This window comes from Vibrio sp. M60_M70, assembly GCF_037162085.1.
Lineage (GTDB): Bacteria > Pseudomonadota > Gammaproteobacteria > Enterobacterales > Vibrionaceae > Vibrio > Vibrio diabolicus.
Genome location: NZ_JARLUL010000002.1, coordinates 461,943 through 477,554 on the forward strand (window position 1 = coordinate 461,943; position 15,612 = coordinate 477,554).

A 15,612-nucleotide genomic window follows, 5' to 3' on the forward strand; every position below is an offset into this window, starting at 1 on the left:
TAATGTTTTAGTAACAGATAGTTACGCACTTAAAATTAATAATATGGCTAATTTCCGACAAGGATTGAAAAAGATGAAAGACAAGGAATCTATTCAGACTAATAGCAGCCGCCGTAATTTTCTGAAAGGCGCAACAGGAGCTGTTGTTGCTGGTGTGAGTGCTTCCGCTTTCTCGGGCGCAGTTCAAGCACGAGAACAGAAAATTGATTGGAGCAGCCGCGGGCTAGGTAGAAAACACGATAAGCGCTTTTGGCGTAAAGTGCAACGACAGTTCGTTTTGGATAAACGTACGACTTACATGAACATTGGTACAACGGGTTCTATGCCAAGACAAGTTCTTCAAGATTACGAGCATAACAACAAGTTGGTGGCTAAGTATCCTTGGGATATGAAGGGCAAATTTGGCTCTTGGCCTTATGTCTCTGAGATGGTTCAAGAAGTAGCGCCTGGCTTTGGTGCTAACCCAGAAGAAATCATTCTCAGCCGCAATACTACTGATGGTCTATGTTCGATCATTAACGGCTTACACTTTGAACCAGGCGATGTGATTCTAACGACGCACCATGAGCATATGGCTGCAACATCACCGATGAACGTCGCAAAACATCGTTTTGGCGTCGATGTTGTTGAAATTCAACTACCAGTATTTACCGGTACTGAAGACGTTTCTGAACAAGATTACATCCAAGCTTTCCGCGACGCGCTTGATGCGCATCAAAACGTTCGCCTCATCATGTTCTCTCATATCACCTATAAAACGGGAACGGCGTTACCAGCCAAAGCCATTTGTGCTTTAGCGAAAGAATATGGTGTGCCTACGCTTGTAGATGGAGCGCATACTGTCGGTATGTTTGACCTCGATTTCCATGATATGGACTGTGATTTCTATGCAGGTTCTGGTCACAAATGGCAGTGTGGTCCTGGCGCAACCGGTATTTTGTACGTACGTGATAACGCCAATCGCTTGAATGAGTATTGGAGTGATCGTGAAAACCCGTTGTGGTTGATCAACTCTTCACTTTCTCATGCGGATTACTTAGGCAAGCAGTTACAGATGCAGTACATCGGGAACGACAACTATCCTGCGAAACAAGCGTTAGTTGATAGCTGCAAAATGTGGGATGAGATTGGTCGTGACCGCATTGAGGAACGTGTTCTAAGTCTTGGTAGTTTGTGTAAAACCTTACTACAAGAGTACTTGCCACAAGCCCAAATGTACTCGCCAAACGTGGAAGGTTTAACGAGTGGCTTAACCACAGTTAACCCATTCTCTGATGTGACGAATGAAGACATATTGACTGAATTCAGAGATCGTCTGCGTGAAGAATATGGCTATATCATTCGAACAACCAGCTTTAAGCTGCATAAAGATGATGACTTTGATACTTACGCACTCCGTATCTCCACGCACTTGTTCCATGACGAGCAGGATGTTGAAGGGCTCGTGGTGGCGATGACGAATTTGTATTACTCGTCGTTCTAACATCGTTGTTTATCACTCAAGCGCCCATGATTGGGCGCTTTGTGAAAGGTAAGGATATTATTATGTCAGTCAAAACATTCAAAAGAACTTTAGCGGCGATGGCGCTTATGGCGGCCTCTGTTATGTCCTCTTCCGCTTGGTCAGACGACTTACAACAGATCCGTGATCGCGGAGTGTTGCGCCATATTGGTGTGCCGTACGCTAACTTCGTTTCTTATATTGAACAAGGTGAAGTGGAAACCTTGACTGGCTTAGATGTAGAGATAGTCAAAGGCTTTGCCAAGTCGTTGGGCGTTAAGTACCAATATGTTCCAGCTCAGTGGAGCGATATGGTCGGTAAGCTGACGGGCCAAGATGTTCAATACCATAATAAGCAAGCCGTCGTGGGAGAAAGTGTTCCAATCGAGGGGGACTTGATCGCAAATGGCGTTACCATTCTTGACTGGCGTTCTGAAGTTTTAGACTTTTCACAAGATTACTTCCCGTCGGGCGTTTGGTTAGTTTCCAGAACAGATTCCACGCTGAGTCCGATTAAACCCAGTGGTTCGGTTGATGAAGATGTAAAAACCGTCAAGCAGCTTATTCATGGTCGCGAAGTGTTAGCGTTGGAGCACTCTTGCTTGGACCCTAACCTTTATGACTTATATGACACGGGCGCAAAAGTCATACTGCCTGATGGGGCTCGTCTTCTTAATGAGATGGTGCCAGCGATAATGAAAAATGATGCGGAAAGCACATTACTAGACGTCGCCGATACGTTAATTGCATTAGAAAAATGGCCAGGTGAAATAAAAGTCATTGGTCCAGTATCCGAAAATCAGAAAATGGCTGTTGCATTCCGTAAAAACTCGCCGGAATTACGCAAAGCATTTGATCGTTATTTAGATTCAATAAAGAAAGATGGAACCTACGAAAAATTAGTAAAAAAATACTATCCATCTATTTACTACTTTTATAACGATTACTTCATAGAAGATAGTAAGAAAACCCGATGAAAAAGGCCGTTAAAAAAATATCCAGTAAAAAATTTATTGCAATAAGCGCAATATTAGTCTCTATTTATTTAGCTATGCTTATTGTTGTGACAAGTTTGGGGCAAAATAAATTAAAAGAATCCCAACATAGGGAACTTGGTTTAAAAGTAAAAAGTTACGCAAGCACACTCGATAATTTATTTACCATTGCTAGTGAAGATGTTGATAACTTATCTACAGATAAAACAGTACAAACATTCTTTGCTAATTTAGCCTCTGGCATGTCAATGGAGTACGGATTAGGAGCGAGTTTAATTAACTTGAAGCGTCGTTTCGATGAAAAGATAGATGGTAAGTTAATTAATAGCAGCCAAATCTATAAAAAGCTCACACTGGTAGGCAGTGATGGCACAACGATTGTCACGACGGGCTCTGAAGACAACATAGAGCAGAAGATGGATATCCAAACCTTAATGACTCAACATGGGCATCCCGAAGAGGTTTGTGCAACTCGATATAACGACGACGTGCGTATTCAAGTCATTAAGCAGGTCAAGTTCTCTGGAAAGCCAGTTGCCTTTCTAATTGCAGATCTCAATAAAAACATTGTTATTGATCAGCTCACTAATCAAGAGCACGAAGACAGTTATAGCCGGATGGTGCTCAAAATAAAAGACGTTGAGATGGTCGTATGGGATACAATAAATAAAACGTCTTCTCATAATAAAGATGAGAATTATTTAATATCTGAAGCCGTTGATGGAAAAATATATTTTGAAGTGCCTGTTGAAAAACATCACTTCAAACTTATGGCTTGGTTTGAGCCTTTGAGTGAGCGAGATATTTTTACATCACGGATCTTCATTCTCGGTTTGAGTATTCTTGCTGTTATGGTTGTTATTGCGCTGTGTTATGCGTTCATCACAAACAATAATAGAATTGAATTGAAAATTAAACTTGAAGAAGAGAAAAAGCGAAAAGACATACTTTCTCAACAGAACCGAAAACTAACTAACGAAATTGAACGCCGAAAAGCGTCTGAAAAAGAACTCGCCTTCCAAGCTAAATACGATACGTTGACTAACTTGCCTAATCGTAGCTACGGTTCTGAGAGACTGGCTTTGGAGTTGATTAGAGCGTCACGTAGTGGTTCAAAAGTATTGGTCATGTTTATTGATTTAGACCACTTTAAGCAGATTAACGATTCAATGGGTCACTTTGTTGGGGACGAGATCCTTAAACTTAGTGCTCAACGACTTCATCAAGTTGCGAGAAAAACAGACTTACTGGCGAGAATTGGTGGGGATGAGTTTTTATTAGTGATTCCTGACTTGCCTGATAATGACACCGCGAAGCGCGTTGCTTCAAGCGTGCTTTCGGCGTTTAACGATCCATTTGTATGGAACAATCATGAATTCTTCTTGAGTAGCAGCGTCGGAATGTCCGTATTTCCGGATGATGGAGATAATGCCGAGCAGCTCCTCGCCTGTGCTGACATGGCGATGTATCGCGTGAAGCAAGATGGACGCGATGCCTTCTGCTTTTATAACCACAATATGAACCAAGACTTGCAACGCTATTTGGATTTGGAAAATCGACTAAGAAATGCCATCTCTAGTCAATTACTAGAGTTGTATTATCAACCTATTATTGAGCTGAGCAGTGGTAAAATTGTTGGCGCAGAAGCATTAATGCGTTGGAATGATGAGAAGTACGGATTCGTAAATCCTGAAGAGTTTATCTCTATTGCTGAGAAAAATGGCTTGATTCATCAAATTGGTGAATTCGCTATCCAGCAAGCGTGCCGCCAAGCGGCGCAATGGCAAAATCTGACGCCGCTGTTTGTTTCTGTGAATTTCTCCAGTGTTCAATTTAGGTATTGTGATCGCTTACTTGCGTTTATTAAGAAGAGCCTTGAGGAGTCTGGTCTTCCATCAGATAAGTTCGATATTGAGGTGACAGAGAGCCTTCTCTTTAACCACGACTCAGAGCTATTAGACATGCTCAATAACTTAAGAGCGTTAGGCACTAAGCTTACCATCGATGACTTTGGTACTGGCTATTCTGCGTTGAGTTACTTACAGAAATTTCCGTTCGATCGCCTTAAGATTGATCGCAGCTTTATGCAAAATATGTTCGAAAACGACTCCGATCGTGAGCTCGTCAACGTGATCATTGCAATGGCGAAAGCGCTGAACCTTAAGATTGTTGCTGAAGGCATTGAAGAACAGCGTCATGTCGATTATCTAAAAGACTTAAACTGTGAGTTCGGGCAAGGTTTCCACTATAGCCGCCCGTTACCAGCCAAAGACTTTGAAGCACTACTTAAACAACCAACTGGGCGATAACTCCTTTTATTACAATATTATAGGAAAGCATTAATTGAATTCGTGCCTTGGATTCATTAATGCTTTTCCACCTTAAGGGATAATCCTTCTTCCTTCCTTGAATTACACTACAATTAATTGATAAGTGATAGCCCGTGATGCCCGTCACATAAAGGCTCAACCTAATTCTAAACGAGTAGATACTCGCCAAAATAACCAGGAAGGAATTTCAAATGTCTTCTGCATTCTACCAACAGATCCAGCAGCAAATTGAAGAAGTGAAGGCTGAAGGTCTTTACAAATCAGAGCGCGTAATCACGTCTCAGCAGCAAGCGGCTGTTAAAATCTCTACCGGTGAAGAAGTATTAAACTTCTGTGCAAACAACTACCTTGGTCTTGCTAACCATCCTGCGCTAATTGAAGCGGGTAAAGCGGGTATGGACGAACACGGCTTTGGTATGGCTTCAGTACGTTTCATCTGTGGTACTCAAGACATCCACAAAGAGCTTGAGCAGAAGTTGTCTAAGTTCCTAGGTAAAGAAGATACGATTCTTTACACCTCTTGCTTCGATGCAAACGCAGGTCTGTTTGAAACCATTCTCGGTAAAGAAGACGCAATTATTTCAGACGCACTAAACCACGCGTCAATCATCGACGGTGTTCGTCTATGTAAAGCAATGCGCTTCCGTTACTCAAACAACAACATGGAAGAGCTAGAGCAACAACTGATTGCTGCGAAAGAAGCAGGCGCACGCCACATTCTTATCGTTACTGACGGTGTGTTCTCAATGGATGGCGTAGTGGCGAACCTTCCGGCTATTTGTGACCTAGCTGAAAAATACGGCGCACTGACCATGGTTGATGACTCTCACGCGGTTGGCTTCATGGGTAAAACGGGTGCAGGTACGCACGAATACCACAACGTGGTTGACCGTATCGACATCATTACAGGTACGCTAGGTAAAGCAATGGGTGGCGCTTCAGGCGGTTACACGTCTGGTAAAGCGGAAGTGATTGACTGGCTACGTCAGCGTTCTCGTCCATACCTATTCTCTAACTCTGTTGCACCAGCAATCGTAAGCGCTTCTATCCGAGTTCTAGATCTACTAGAAGAGAGCGGTGACCTACGTGACCGTCTATGGGAAAACGCAGCACACTTCCGCGCACGTATGGAAGCTGCTGGTTTCACAATGGGCGGCGCTGACCATGCGATCATTCCAATCATGCTAGGTGATGCGAAAGTGGCAGCAGAATTTGCTGAGCGAGCACTAGAGAAAGGCATCTACGTAATCGGCTTCTCATTCCCTGTGGTACCAAAAGGCCAAGCGCGTATCCGTACTCAAATGTCAGCAGCGCATTCTCGTGAGCAGCTAGATCGTGCAATTGATGCGTTCATCGAAGTTGGTAAGGACATGGGTCTTATTTAAGACTCTAGGTCCTAGATAATAGGGCCTTTAATTAAGGTTACATTATGAAAATTAAAGCATTATCAAAGCTAAAGCCTGAAGAAGGCATCTGGATGACTGAGGTTGATAAACCTGAAGTTGGCCATAACGATATTCTGATCAAAATTAAGAAAACCGCTATCTGTGGTACAGACGTACACATCTACAACTGGGACGAATGGTCACAAAAGACAATTCCAGTTCCTATGGTTGTCGGTCACGAATACGTGGGTGAAGTGGTTGCGATTGGTCAGGAAGTTCGTGGCTTTGAAATCGGTGACCGCGTATCTGGTGAAGGTCACATCACTTGTGGTCACTGCCGTAACTGTCGTGGCGGTCGTACTCACTTGTGTCGCAACACGATCGGTGTGGGTGTAAACCGTGAAGGCGCATTTGCAGAATACCTAGTGATTCCTGCATTTAACGCGTTTAAGATCCCTGACGAGATTTCTGACGATCTAGCATCGATCTTCGACCCGTTCGGTAACGCGGTACACACTGCGCTTTCTTTCGATCTAGTCGGTGAAGACGTGCTCATCACTGGTGCTGGCCCAATCGGCATCATGGCCGCCGCAGTTGCGAAACACGTCGGCGCTCGTCATGTGGTTATCACAGACGTAAACGAGTACCGTTTAGAGCTAGCTCGTAAAATGGGTGTAACACGCGCAGTAAATGTTGCTGAAGAGAAGCTTGAAGATGTAATGGCTGAACTAGGCATGACAGAAGGCTTTGACGTAGGCCTAGAAATGTCTGGTAACCCAGCGGCATTCAACTCAATGCTAACCACAATGAACCACGGTGGCCGTATTGCATTACTCGGTATTCCACCATCAGATATGGGCATTGATTGGAACCAAGTGATCTTCAAAGGCCTAGTTATCAAAGGCATCTATGGTCGCGAAATGTTCGAAACATGGTACAAGATGGCTTCACTGATTCAATCTGGTTTGGATCTATCACCAATTATTACGCATCACTACAAGATTGATGACTTCCAAGAAGGCTTCGATGTCATGCGTTCAGGCATGTCTGGCAAAGTTATCCTTGATTGGGAATAATCTGCTCAAATAAGAAAGCGCTCCGAAAGGGGCGTTTTTTCATTTTTTAAACGCTTAGATTTTTTATTATTTAGCTCACACCCTATCTCTTTTCGTTTCTAAAAGCTGTCTAATTCAGAAAAAACTGCCTTCTTCGTGTTTCAACGTATGCAGAATACACTAAAGACCTTTTATTTAATATGGTTAATTGGTGGTTTTATATTCCAACCTAAAAGAATATCTCGGTGTAAAGCACTGCTTTTCTTTTGACAACTACAATGAACTGACTTCTTTTTATCTTTTTAATCTTGATATGCACTTTGTTTTATTTGTTGAGCTATAACTAATAATACAATCATCTGTATAGAGTTCACAGAGATAGAAATGGAGCTTCATATGAAAATTTTTTGTTTGATTATTCCCTTGTTATTTACAGTGTTGAGCTTACAAACGAGGGCAGAGACAATTAGCGGTACGATAGACGTTTCGATCAATTTAGTGGAAGGCTGTGTCATTAATGGCAACAATGCGGTGAACGGTTCCGGTAATATTGGTTTTGGCTCATTAAATTTTGGTGACGTTCCGGCCATTTTTACTGAGCAAGAAGCAGTCTTGACTGGGGAAGGTGGTACGGGGATCGAAATACTTTGCAGCAATGGAGTCACGCCTACTTTCTCTTTAGTCAGTGGTGCCAACGATCCCAGTTCGACGACAGGTAATCACGCAATGACCAACGGATCCGAGTTTGTGGATTACACTCTCTTCACTGATTCAGATCGTTCTACCCAGTTTACCTCGAGTAACCCTATAGCACTCTCTACATTTAATGGTGTTGATTCAGAGACCATTAATTTGTACGCCACGGCATACGGTACCAGCAGCGTCGCAGGAAATTATGTTGATACACTAAACGTAACTCTGAGTTGGTAAGTGAACTCTATATTACTCAAAGCATTTTTATTCACCGCCTGTGCCACTTTTTCCTATCCTATTTTTGCAGCGCAGAGTGAAAATTTCCAAGTGTCAGCGACCATTGATACGGGATGTCTGATCAATGGTGCGCTGACAGAAGAGAGTAACACTCAAATTGGAACAATAGGAGAGTTAAACTTTGGTGAACATTCTGCTATTTATGCTGCGGAAGTAGAAGGCAGCATCACCTACAACGGTGGGCTTACGTTAAGTTGTACCCCTGGCATAGCCATGAATATTAAGATTGACGGTGGTTTGAACGCTTCGGTAGGGGTACGCAAGCTGAAGCACACAGAAAAGTCGAGTACGGTGGATTATTTATTATTTGAAGATGCAGAACACTCTCAAGTATTAGACATTGATACCCCCTATTCTGTTGGAGCTAATGAAGACCCTGACAACATTCAGGTGCCAATTTGGGCAAAGGCGATATTAAATGGAAATGAAATCGCTGGTATTTATACAGATACTCTTACCTTAACGCTTGAGTGGTAAGCGCTGTTTCGAAGAAATGATAACCTTCGGAGAAATTAAATGGATTTAATAATAAAAAGACTGGTTTTCGTCACTATTTTCTTATCAACGTTAACTTCACAGGCCTATGCTAATTCTCTCCTTATTTGGCCTATTTACCCTAAAATATCTTCTGAATCGAATGCGACATCAATTTGGATGGTTAATCAAGGCACTGAAGATTTTTATTTGCAGGTTCGTATTTTTCAGTGGGGGCAGAAGGATGGGCAGGATACATATGCGCAGCAACGACAACTGATAGCTACGCCTCCTTTTGTGAAAATTGCACCTGGTGCCAAGCAACTTATTCGTATATTAAATCAAGATGGAGCGCTTTCGAATAAAGAGTACGCATATCGTATTATCATCGATGAACTCCCGCCAGCTAAAGGGCCTCAAGATGAAAATAAAGAAAATGATCTGGCAGTAAAAGTGAGAATGAGATATTCCATACCATTGTTTATGTACGGTAAAGGGATGAAAAGACAATCCCAAGGAACAAATGAAGTTTGGAGCGGACTACAGGCAAAGATTATAAAGAGTAAAGATAAGAACCTTATTCATATAGAAAACACCAGTAATCACTATGTCAGATTAGTCAACCTAGCAGTGACCGCGCCAAACCAATCGCCTTTTATCGTTTCGAAAGGGTTAGCAGGGTATATATTACCTGAGCAATATAAAACGTGGCCTATTTCTTACTCCAATATGAAAAATATAAAAGTAAAGGCGGATATTGAAGGTAAGCGTTACGTTATTCCACTCGAACAAAATGAATAAGATTTTATATCTATCTTGTTTATTTACCAGTATGACGCCTGGCGTGGGTTGGTGCGACAACGTAGTGACCCATTTATCGCAGTTACCTAGTCCTGAGAACTTTTCTTATGAGAACTTTGAAAATATTCATTTGTCGTTAGAACTAGTCATTAATCAACGACCGACTGATTTAATCGCGGATGTTGAACGTAAAGGCGAGCGTTACTTCGTGTATAGAGACGATTTACTGTCTGCTGGCGTGGTCGCGGATGTATTACCTGGGACGCAAGAGAAGTTAGACATAACATCAATATCGGGTGTAGAGGTCGATTATTTGCAATCGTCACTGCAATTATTAATCACAGTGCCTCCTAATTGGTTGCCGATGCAACGCTTTTCTGCGCAGAACAGGAGGCGTTTTTCGCCCGCTAAATTCGGAACTGGTGGGTTATTTAATTACAGTGTGTTTGGTGTTTATGATCACGATAGTAGTCAAAAAGAAGTATCTATTAACCACGAATTGAGAGCCTTTTCCGAATTCGGCGTACTTTCTACGACGGGAATATTTAAATCTAACCTTCATCGAGACGTTCAAGCGCAACAAAGTAATAAATATACGCGCTTCGACACGAGGTACGAATATGTTGATCAAAGTCGTCGATTGCGCTTTGAAGTAGGGGATTACATTGTGAGGCCCCTTGCGTGGAGTCAACCAGTTCGAATGGCTGGTATTCAACTGTCACATGACTTCTCTATGCGTCCAGACGTGGTTACCGCACCTTTACCTGCATTTTATGGCGAAGTAACTGCTCCCACGACGTTAGATTTATTTGTAAACGGATTAAAAACCGATTCAATGTTTGTGGGGCCGGGACCGTTTGTTATCAATGATATTCCAATGGTATCGGGAGCTGGTGAAGCGACAGTGATTGCAACGGATGCCCAGGGAAGGCGGACTGCAATGACCAGTCCATTTTTCCTTTCAGCTAACTTGCTGAAGGCTAACTATACCTCTTACAACGCTAGTTTTGGTGCTTTACGCCGAAACTATGGCAACGCTTCAAATGACTATGGCGATGGTGCTGTTGTCGCAGCTGCGAGGCACGGAATGACAAACTGGCTAACGTTGGAGGCACAAACCGAAGCGAAAGATGACTTAATTGTTGCGGGAGTCGGTTTTGTTACCAACCTATTCAATATGGGAACGATTGATGGGGCGGTAAGGTTTAGCAATTATGAGCAGAGAGCGAGTTCCTATTCAGTTGGTTATAGTTATCAATCTCGAATGTTTAGCTTTGCCGCTCGTACCCAAGTTGAGAGCGAGGGATTTTACACGCTCTCCCAAACACCAGAGAGCTTGAGAAGTGACGGCACTAACGAGCGAGAGAATTTGTCTCGGCATGTCTCTCAGATAAATGTTGGCGCCCGGCTGAATGAGTTGGGTTCGTTGTCAGGGGGATACTTTGATGTTCAGCAAACCGACTCTCGATCGAGAATACTTAATGTAACTTACAGCCGCTCGCTTCCGTTCGATATCAACATGTCATTATCGTTTAATCGAAACATCGGTGGGGAGGCCGTTACGTTAGCACAATTCTCATTACCTTTGAGCGGTTTCTCTGGTAGCGCGGGATTAACCATGAAGCGTGAAAGCGATGGTCATCTTAGTGGCCGTGCTAGTGTTAGTCGACTTGCGCCGATTCGAGGTGGTTGGGGAATCAACTTAGCGCATGATATTAATGAAAAGCCTGACAATAGAAAGCAGGCCGATGTTACTTACCGAGCCTCTTGGGCGGAGTTCCGAGCGGGCTTAAACGGGACGAGTGGTAATTACGATTATTTTGCCGAAATGTCGGGTTCGGTTGCGTCACTCGATGGTGAAATATTCCCTGCAAATAATGTGTACGATAGTTTCGCTGTTGTCAGTACTAGCGGTTTTGAAGGTGTGCCCGTCAAATATGAGAATCAAGTCGTTGGATTGACTGATGATGACGGTTACTTACTTGTGCCGTGGGCAATGGCATATTACACCGCAAAATATGAAATTGATCCGCTTAGATTACCAGCCAATGCTTTTTTCCCAACAACAGAACAATACGCGTCGATACATTCTGGGTACGGCTATTTGCTCGAGTTCCCAATAGCTTTGCAAGTTGCGTTAAGCATGGAGGTTGTTGATGAAAATGACGCCTACTTGCCATTAGGAACTTATGGTCAATCAGATACTGGAGTGGTAGGGCAAATTGGTTGGGATGGAGTGACGTATTTTGAGGGGCGTAATGTAGGTGAGTACATTATCTTTTACCCCGAAGGCTTTCCACCATGTAAAGTATTTATAACGGGACTCTATCAAACACGGAGCGAGAAAATACAGACATTAGGTAAACAAGTCTGCACGAAAGAGCAAAAATCAGAGGTACAATTATGAGTCGGTATTCTCGTTATCTTTGGTTTTTTCTTCTTTTTATATCGTCCGGTAACATGGCTTGTGAGCTCACTGCGCCGACGCCTTTGATTCAATTTGGAAGCGTTTCCTCGTTTACCGTTTCAACTATTCAGCAACAGAGCTCAGCCCAGCCACACGCAGGGATAACGTGTGACTTTTCTACACTTGTTTCTTTGTTGAGTGGCGATTATGTGTCTGCAACGTTTAACAGCGCTAACGATGGGCGGTTGCTTAATGCGGCGGATATCAGTTCGGAACTTAGCTATCAGATTTTTGGAGATCCAAGCCTTTCGCAAGAGTACATTTTTGGCCAAACTTACAATTTTTTTGAAATTGGGCTGCTCGATTTACTAGGTTTATTTGGCACTCAAGCTGAATTTCCGCTTTATGCCCGGACAGGAGCTGGTAGTAATCTCTCAGCAGGGACTTATCGAGACCAAATTACGGTGTCTTGGATTTGGAATTATTGCTCAGGAATTGGAGTTGGAGGCGTATGTCTTGGGCGAGAAACAGGCAATGCACAAAGCTTGATTACGGTAGAGTTAGAAGTCACTCCCGATTGTATGATCACGGCGCCAGATATTAATTTTGGTTCATCACCATTGGTGGCAGGTTTTGACCCTGTCAGTCAGGTTATATCATTAACCTGTACCAAGAACAGTGCTTTTACCATTGGTTTAAACGACGGTGTGAATGCCTCCGGAGGCCAACGACGCATGGCATCTGGCGGTAACTATTTGGAGTATGAAATCTATAAATCCTCATCGACGGAGCGGTGGGGGGGACTGGTTCTGAACGTCGTGAACAGAGCGATGTGGATACGGGTGACACCATTTCCGATGGCATCACTCCGCAGAACTTCAATTATCGCGCAGAGATAATAACAAGCCAAACCACCCCACCAGCTGGCACTTATACCGACTCGATAATCGTTGATGTTCAATTTTGAGCATCATATCAATTGCATAACTAGAGGCATCTATTCCAAAAAACTTTTGTAATCATAGTTTTCACTCTATTCCCGCTTAATTCTGTGCGATTAGTATGGTTTTGTTTTCACAACATTTAACTTGAAGGAATAAGGAAACTATGAAGAAGTCACTGGCAGCACTAGGTTTGGCGTTGGTATTTACAGGAACAGCTTACGCAGCAAGCTGGGGTTACGAGGGAGTCACGGGCCTGAGCATTGGGGCGAGTTTGCGTCTGAATGTTCCAAAGGTCAAAACCAAAGCCCAATTAATATTGTCTCCGCAGCAGAAGCGAAGTTAGACAAATTGCAGTTCGACTACCATGGCAAAGCAATCTCATTGCTCAATAACGGCCACACCCTGCAAACCAGCCTAGAGGGTGACAACACACTGTTGATTGATGGTAATGCATTCACGTTAAAGCAGTTCCACTTCCATACTCCGTCAGAAAACTATGTGGATGGCAAAGAATATCCATTAGAAGCGCACTTTGTGCATGCTGATACAACTGGCCATTTGGCGGTTGTGGCCGTGTTTTTTCAATCCGGAAAAGCGAACCCAGATTTAGCGAAGTTACTGGCAAACATACCAAGCAAAGATCAAGATGTAGAGATTAAATTGCCATTTGAAGCGGATGCGTTGCTTCCAAAAGACAAAGCGTATTATCGCTTTAATGGCTCACTAACGACACCACCATGCTCTGAAGGGGTACGTTGGTTAGTGATGAAAGAAGCACAAACCATTTCCCCTGAGCAGATTAAAGCGTTTACGAAAGTGATGGGGAAAAACAATCGTCCCATCCAACCATTGAATGCTCGTATGGTGTTAATGCAACACTAACCAATCCAAGCAAATAAAAATGAAAAAGCCCGCTTGAATAAAGCGGCTTTGTTATTGGTATTAATGGAAATTAGAAGCCGTGATCTTCTTGCTCCTCAGCTTTTATCATTTGAACTGGGTCGAGCTTGAGTGTTTGAGTTGGGAAGGCGATATCTGCTTCGTGTTCTTTAATGATGTTAATTACTTGAAGAAGAACATCCTGTTTAACCTCATGGTATCTCACCCAATTCACGGTTTTTGTGAAGGTATAAATGAAGAAATGCAGTGACGATGGACCGAACGTATCGAAGTTGACGATAAGCGTTTGGCGTGCATCAATATCTTTGTGATTCTTAAGCATCTCTTTCACCGCTGTAATGATTTGCGGCATTTTTTCGGCGTCGTCGTAACGAAGTCCAATTTTTTCGTAGATGCGTCGGTTTAGCATGCGAGATGGGTTTTCTACGACTATGTTGCTAAACACAGAGTTTGGCACATAAAGAGGGCGCTTGTCGAAAGTTCGTATGATGGTCATTCTCCAGCCAATTCGCTCTACCGTACCTTCAATTTGGCGATCTGGAGAGCGGATCCAGTCGCCAACTTTAAACGGACGATCGAAGTAGATCATAAGGCCGCCAAAGAAGTTCGACAGCAGATCCTTCGCCGCTAAACCAACGATTAAACCACCGACACCACCAAAGGTGAGCAATCCTGATAGTGACAAGCCAAACGCCTGCATCACAGTGAGAATTCCGACGGTAATAAAGAACAAGCGCGCGACTTTAGCTATCGCTTGCACTGTGGTTTCATCTCGGTTTTTTTGTTCTAGGACGTACTCTTCAACATTGGTGATGAGTCGCATAACGGTCCAGACGAAGATACTGATCACCAAAATCAGTTTCAGCGTGCTTAACCAGTTTATTTTATCGTTGAGCTCGCTCTCTAATATGATGCCGATAGAGACGGTTGCTGGCCAACACCAAATGAGTGTACTGACTGGCGCTTTTAGCGCATCAAGCAACATGTCATCCCAGTGGAAAGGGGTTTTCTCTACTAGTACTGCGAGACGAGAGCGGATCAGTCGCCAAGCTATCCAAGCAATAAAGCTGGCGAGTGTAATGAAAAGGACACTTCCACTCCAATCTTGATGAGATGTTTCAATATAGCTTTGCAAATCGGTAAACCACTGTGACATATGTAACTTCTTTCTAGTGAACCATGGAAGGAAAGGTAGCAGATATTACTCCTTCACCCCAGTGATTTCCTTTAAATCATTTACTTATGTATAAATCGCCTGAGGTAGGCTAGTTCGTGAGGTGAAAAGTGAGTGGTCGAAACTGAGTGATGAGCCGCCGTTCCATTCGTGTGCGGAGCTTCGTCATCTCCGATGTGCGTTGATATTTGAACGATCAATTATAACTTCTCTGACTTATCGCTAACATTTATCTTAAGTAAGTGTGAGAGTGTATTGGCTCTTGAATTAGCGGAGGCAGATATGGAATTTACAGAGCTGGATCGAAACGCGCTCTACGACATCTGGATGTCACAAAAAGCCAAAATGCACATCACTCAAATGGAAATGGCGAAGCGCCTTGGTTTGAGTCTACACGAGTTTTCTGGCTTGTTACGTGGTAATTCTCCACTGACGCTAGGTTTTGTAAAACAGCTATGCGAGCAGCTACATGTACGTCCTGGTCAGGTGATTCCGTCTTTGACGGAGCGTGATCTATCTGCATCTGGTACGGTTTATTTACAAAATCGTGTGACGGTGGATGGTGATATCAGTAACGTGTTTATCGACGGAAACCAAGTCGTGATTGAGTACGTTCACCAAGTAAGCTAGCTTGCTCGTCAAATTATCGGGTTGAA

11 protein-coding genes and 2 pseudogenes are annotated in these 15,612 nt (G+C 43.2%); 12 read left to right on the forward strand and 1 reads right to left on the reverse strand.

The window, feature by feature from the left end:
* The first annotated feature begins 73 nt into the window (after window positions 1-73).
* The 11 genes and pseudogenes from P4S59_RS17895 to P4S59_RS17950 all read left to right on the forward strand — a co-directional run bounded on the left by P4S59_RS17895 (window position 74) and on the right by P4S59_RS17950 (window position 13,764).
* On the forward strand, window positions 74-1,483 hold the full coding sequence (locus P4S59_RS17895; RefSeq protein ID WP_006741963.1) for an aminotransferase class V-fold PLP-dependent enzyme: 1,410 nt from the start codon (window positions 74-76) through the stop codon (window positions 1,481-1,483).
* A gap of 62 nt (window positions 1,484-1,545) precedes the next feature.
* A complete protein-coding gene (locus P4S59_RS17900) occupies window positions 1,546-2,478 on the forward strand; it encodes a transporter substrate-binding domain-containing protein (RefSeq protein WP_005394865.1) in 933 nt (310 codons plus the stop codon).
* Window positions 2,475-4,805 (forward strand): putative bifunctional diguanylate cyclase/phosphodiesterase, encoded by a 2,331-nt coding sequence (locus P4S59_RS17905; RefSeq protein WP_256949556.1) that lies wholly within the window; start codon window positions 2,475-2,477, stop codon window positions 4,803-4,805. Before P4S59_RS17900 ends, P4S59_RS17905 begins: the two co-directional genes overlap by 4 nt.
* 212 nt (window positions 4,806-5,017) lie before the next feature.
* Complete coding sequence (locus P4S59_RS17910; protein WP_005394869.1) at window positions 5,018-6,211, forward strand: glycine C-acetyltransferase; 1,194 nt, start codon at window positions 5,018-5,020, stop codon at window positions 6,209-6,211.
* Between the two features lie 44 nt (window positions 6,212-6,255).
* A complete protein-coding gene (gene tdh, locus P4S59_RS17915; RefSeq protein WP_005394871.1) occupies window positions 6,256-7,287 on the forward strand; it encodes an L-threonine 3-dehydrogenase in 1,032 nt (343 codons plus the stop codon).
* Between the two features lie 375 nt (window positions 7,288-7,662).
* Window positions 7,663-8,196: a Csu type fimbrial protein gene (locus P4S59_RS17920; protein WP_337168793.1), complete on the forward strand. Its 534-nt coding sequence runs from the start codon at window positions 7,663-7,665 to the stop codon at window positions 8,194-8,196.
* On the forward strand, window positions 8,197-8,733 hold the full coding sequence (locus P4S59_RS17925) for a Csu type fimbrial protein (RefSeq protein WP_337168794.1): 537 nt from the start codon (window positions 8,197-8,199) through the stop codon (window positions 8,731-8,733).
* Between the two features lie 39 nt (window positions 8,734-8,772).
* Window positions 8,773-9,531, forward strand: coding sequence for a fimbrial biogenesis chaperone (locus P4S59_RS17930; protein WP_109169221.1), 759 nt, complete (start codon window positions 8,773-8,775; stop codon window positions 9,529-9,531).
* On the forward strand, window positions 9,524-11,938 hold the full coding sequence (locus tag P4S59_RS17935; RefSeq protein WP_443089048.1) for a fimbria/pilus outer membrane usher protein: 2,415 nt from the start codon (window positions 9,524-9,526) through the stop codon (window positions 11,936-11,938). Before P4S59_RS17930 ends, P4S59_RS17935 begins: the two co-directional genes overlap by 8 nt.
* Window positions 11,935-12,905 (forward strand): annotated as a pseudogene (locus P4S59_RS17940) (Csu type fimbrial protein). Before P4S59_RS17935 ends, P4S59_RS17940 begins: the two are co-directional and overlap by 4 nt.
* Window positions 12,906-13,045: 140 nt before the next feature.
* Window positions 13,046-13,764: pseudogene (locus P4S59_RS17950) on the forward strand (carbonic anhydrase).
* A 70-nt stretch (window positions 13,765-13,834) separates the two neighbouring features.
* Here P4S59_RS17950 and P4S59_RS17955 read toward each other — a convergent pair.
* A complete protein-coding gene (locus P4S59_RS17955) occupies window positions 13,835-14,938 on the reverse strand; it encodes a mechanosensitive ion channel family protein (RefSeq protein WP_046875767.1) in 1,104 nt (367 codons plus the stop codon).
* A 300-nt stretch (window positions 14,939-15,238) separates the two neighbouring features.
* Between P4S59_RS17955 and P4S59_RS17960 the strand changes: the two genes are divergently transcribed.
* Window positions 15,239-15,586 carry a helix-turn-helix domain-containing protein gene (locus tag P4S59_RS17960; RefSeq protein ID WP_005375109.1) on the forward strand — a complete coding sequence of 116 codons (348 nt, stop codon included), beginning with the start codon at window positions 15,239-15,241 and terminating at the stop codon, window positions 15,584-15,586.
* Window positions 15,587-15,612 lie beyond the last annotated feature (26 nt).

Coding starts and splice junctions, on each gene's coding strand:
- P4S59_RS17895 (WP_006741963.1), top strand. CDS start 74: ATGAAAGACAAGGAATCTATTCAGACTAATAGCAGCCGCCGTAATTTT.
- P4S59_RS17935 (WP_443089048.1), top strand. CDS start 9,524: ATGAATAAGATTTTATATCTATCTTGTTTATTTACCAGTATGACGCCT.
- P4S59_RS17960 (WP_005375109.1), top strand. CDS start 15,239: ATGGAATTTACAGAGCTGGATCGAAACGCGCTCTACGACATCTGGATG.
- P4S59_RS17930 (WP_109169221.1), top strand. CDS start 8,773: ATGGATTTAATAATAAAAAGACTGGTTTTCGTCACTATTTTCTTATCA.
- P4S59_RS17920 (WP_337168793.1), top strand. CDS start 7,663: ATGAAAATTTTTTGTTTGATTATTCCCTTGTTATTTACAGTGTTGAGC.
- P4S59_RS17910 (WP_005394869.1), top strand. CDS start 5,018: ATGTCTTCTGCATTCTACCAACAGATCCAGCAGCAAATTGAAGAAGTG.
- P4S59_RS17900 (WP_005394865.1), top strand. CDS start 1,546: ATGTCAGTCAAAACATTCAAAAGAACTTTAGCGGCGATGGCGCTTATG.
- P4S59_RS17905 (WP_256949556.1), top strand. CDS start 2,475: ATGAAAAAGGCCGTTAAAAAAATATCCAGTAAAAAATTTATTGCAATA.
- P4S59_RS17955 (WP_046875767.1), bottom strand. CDS start 14,938: ATGTCACAGTGGTTTACCGATTTGCAAAGCTATATTGAAACATCTCAT.
- tdh (WP_005394871.1), top strand. CDS start 6,256: ATGAAAATTAAAGCATTATCAAAGCTAAAGCCTGAAGAAGGCATCTGG.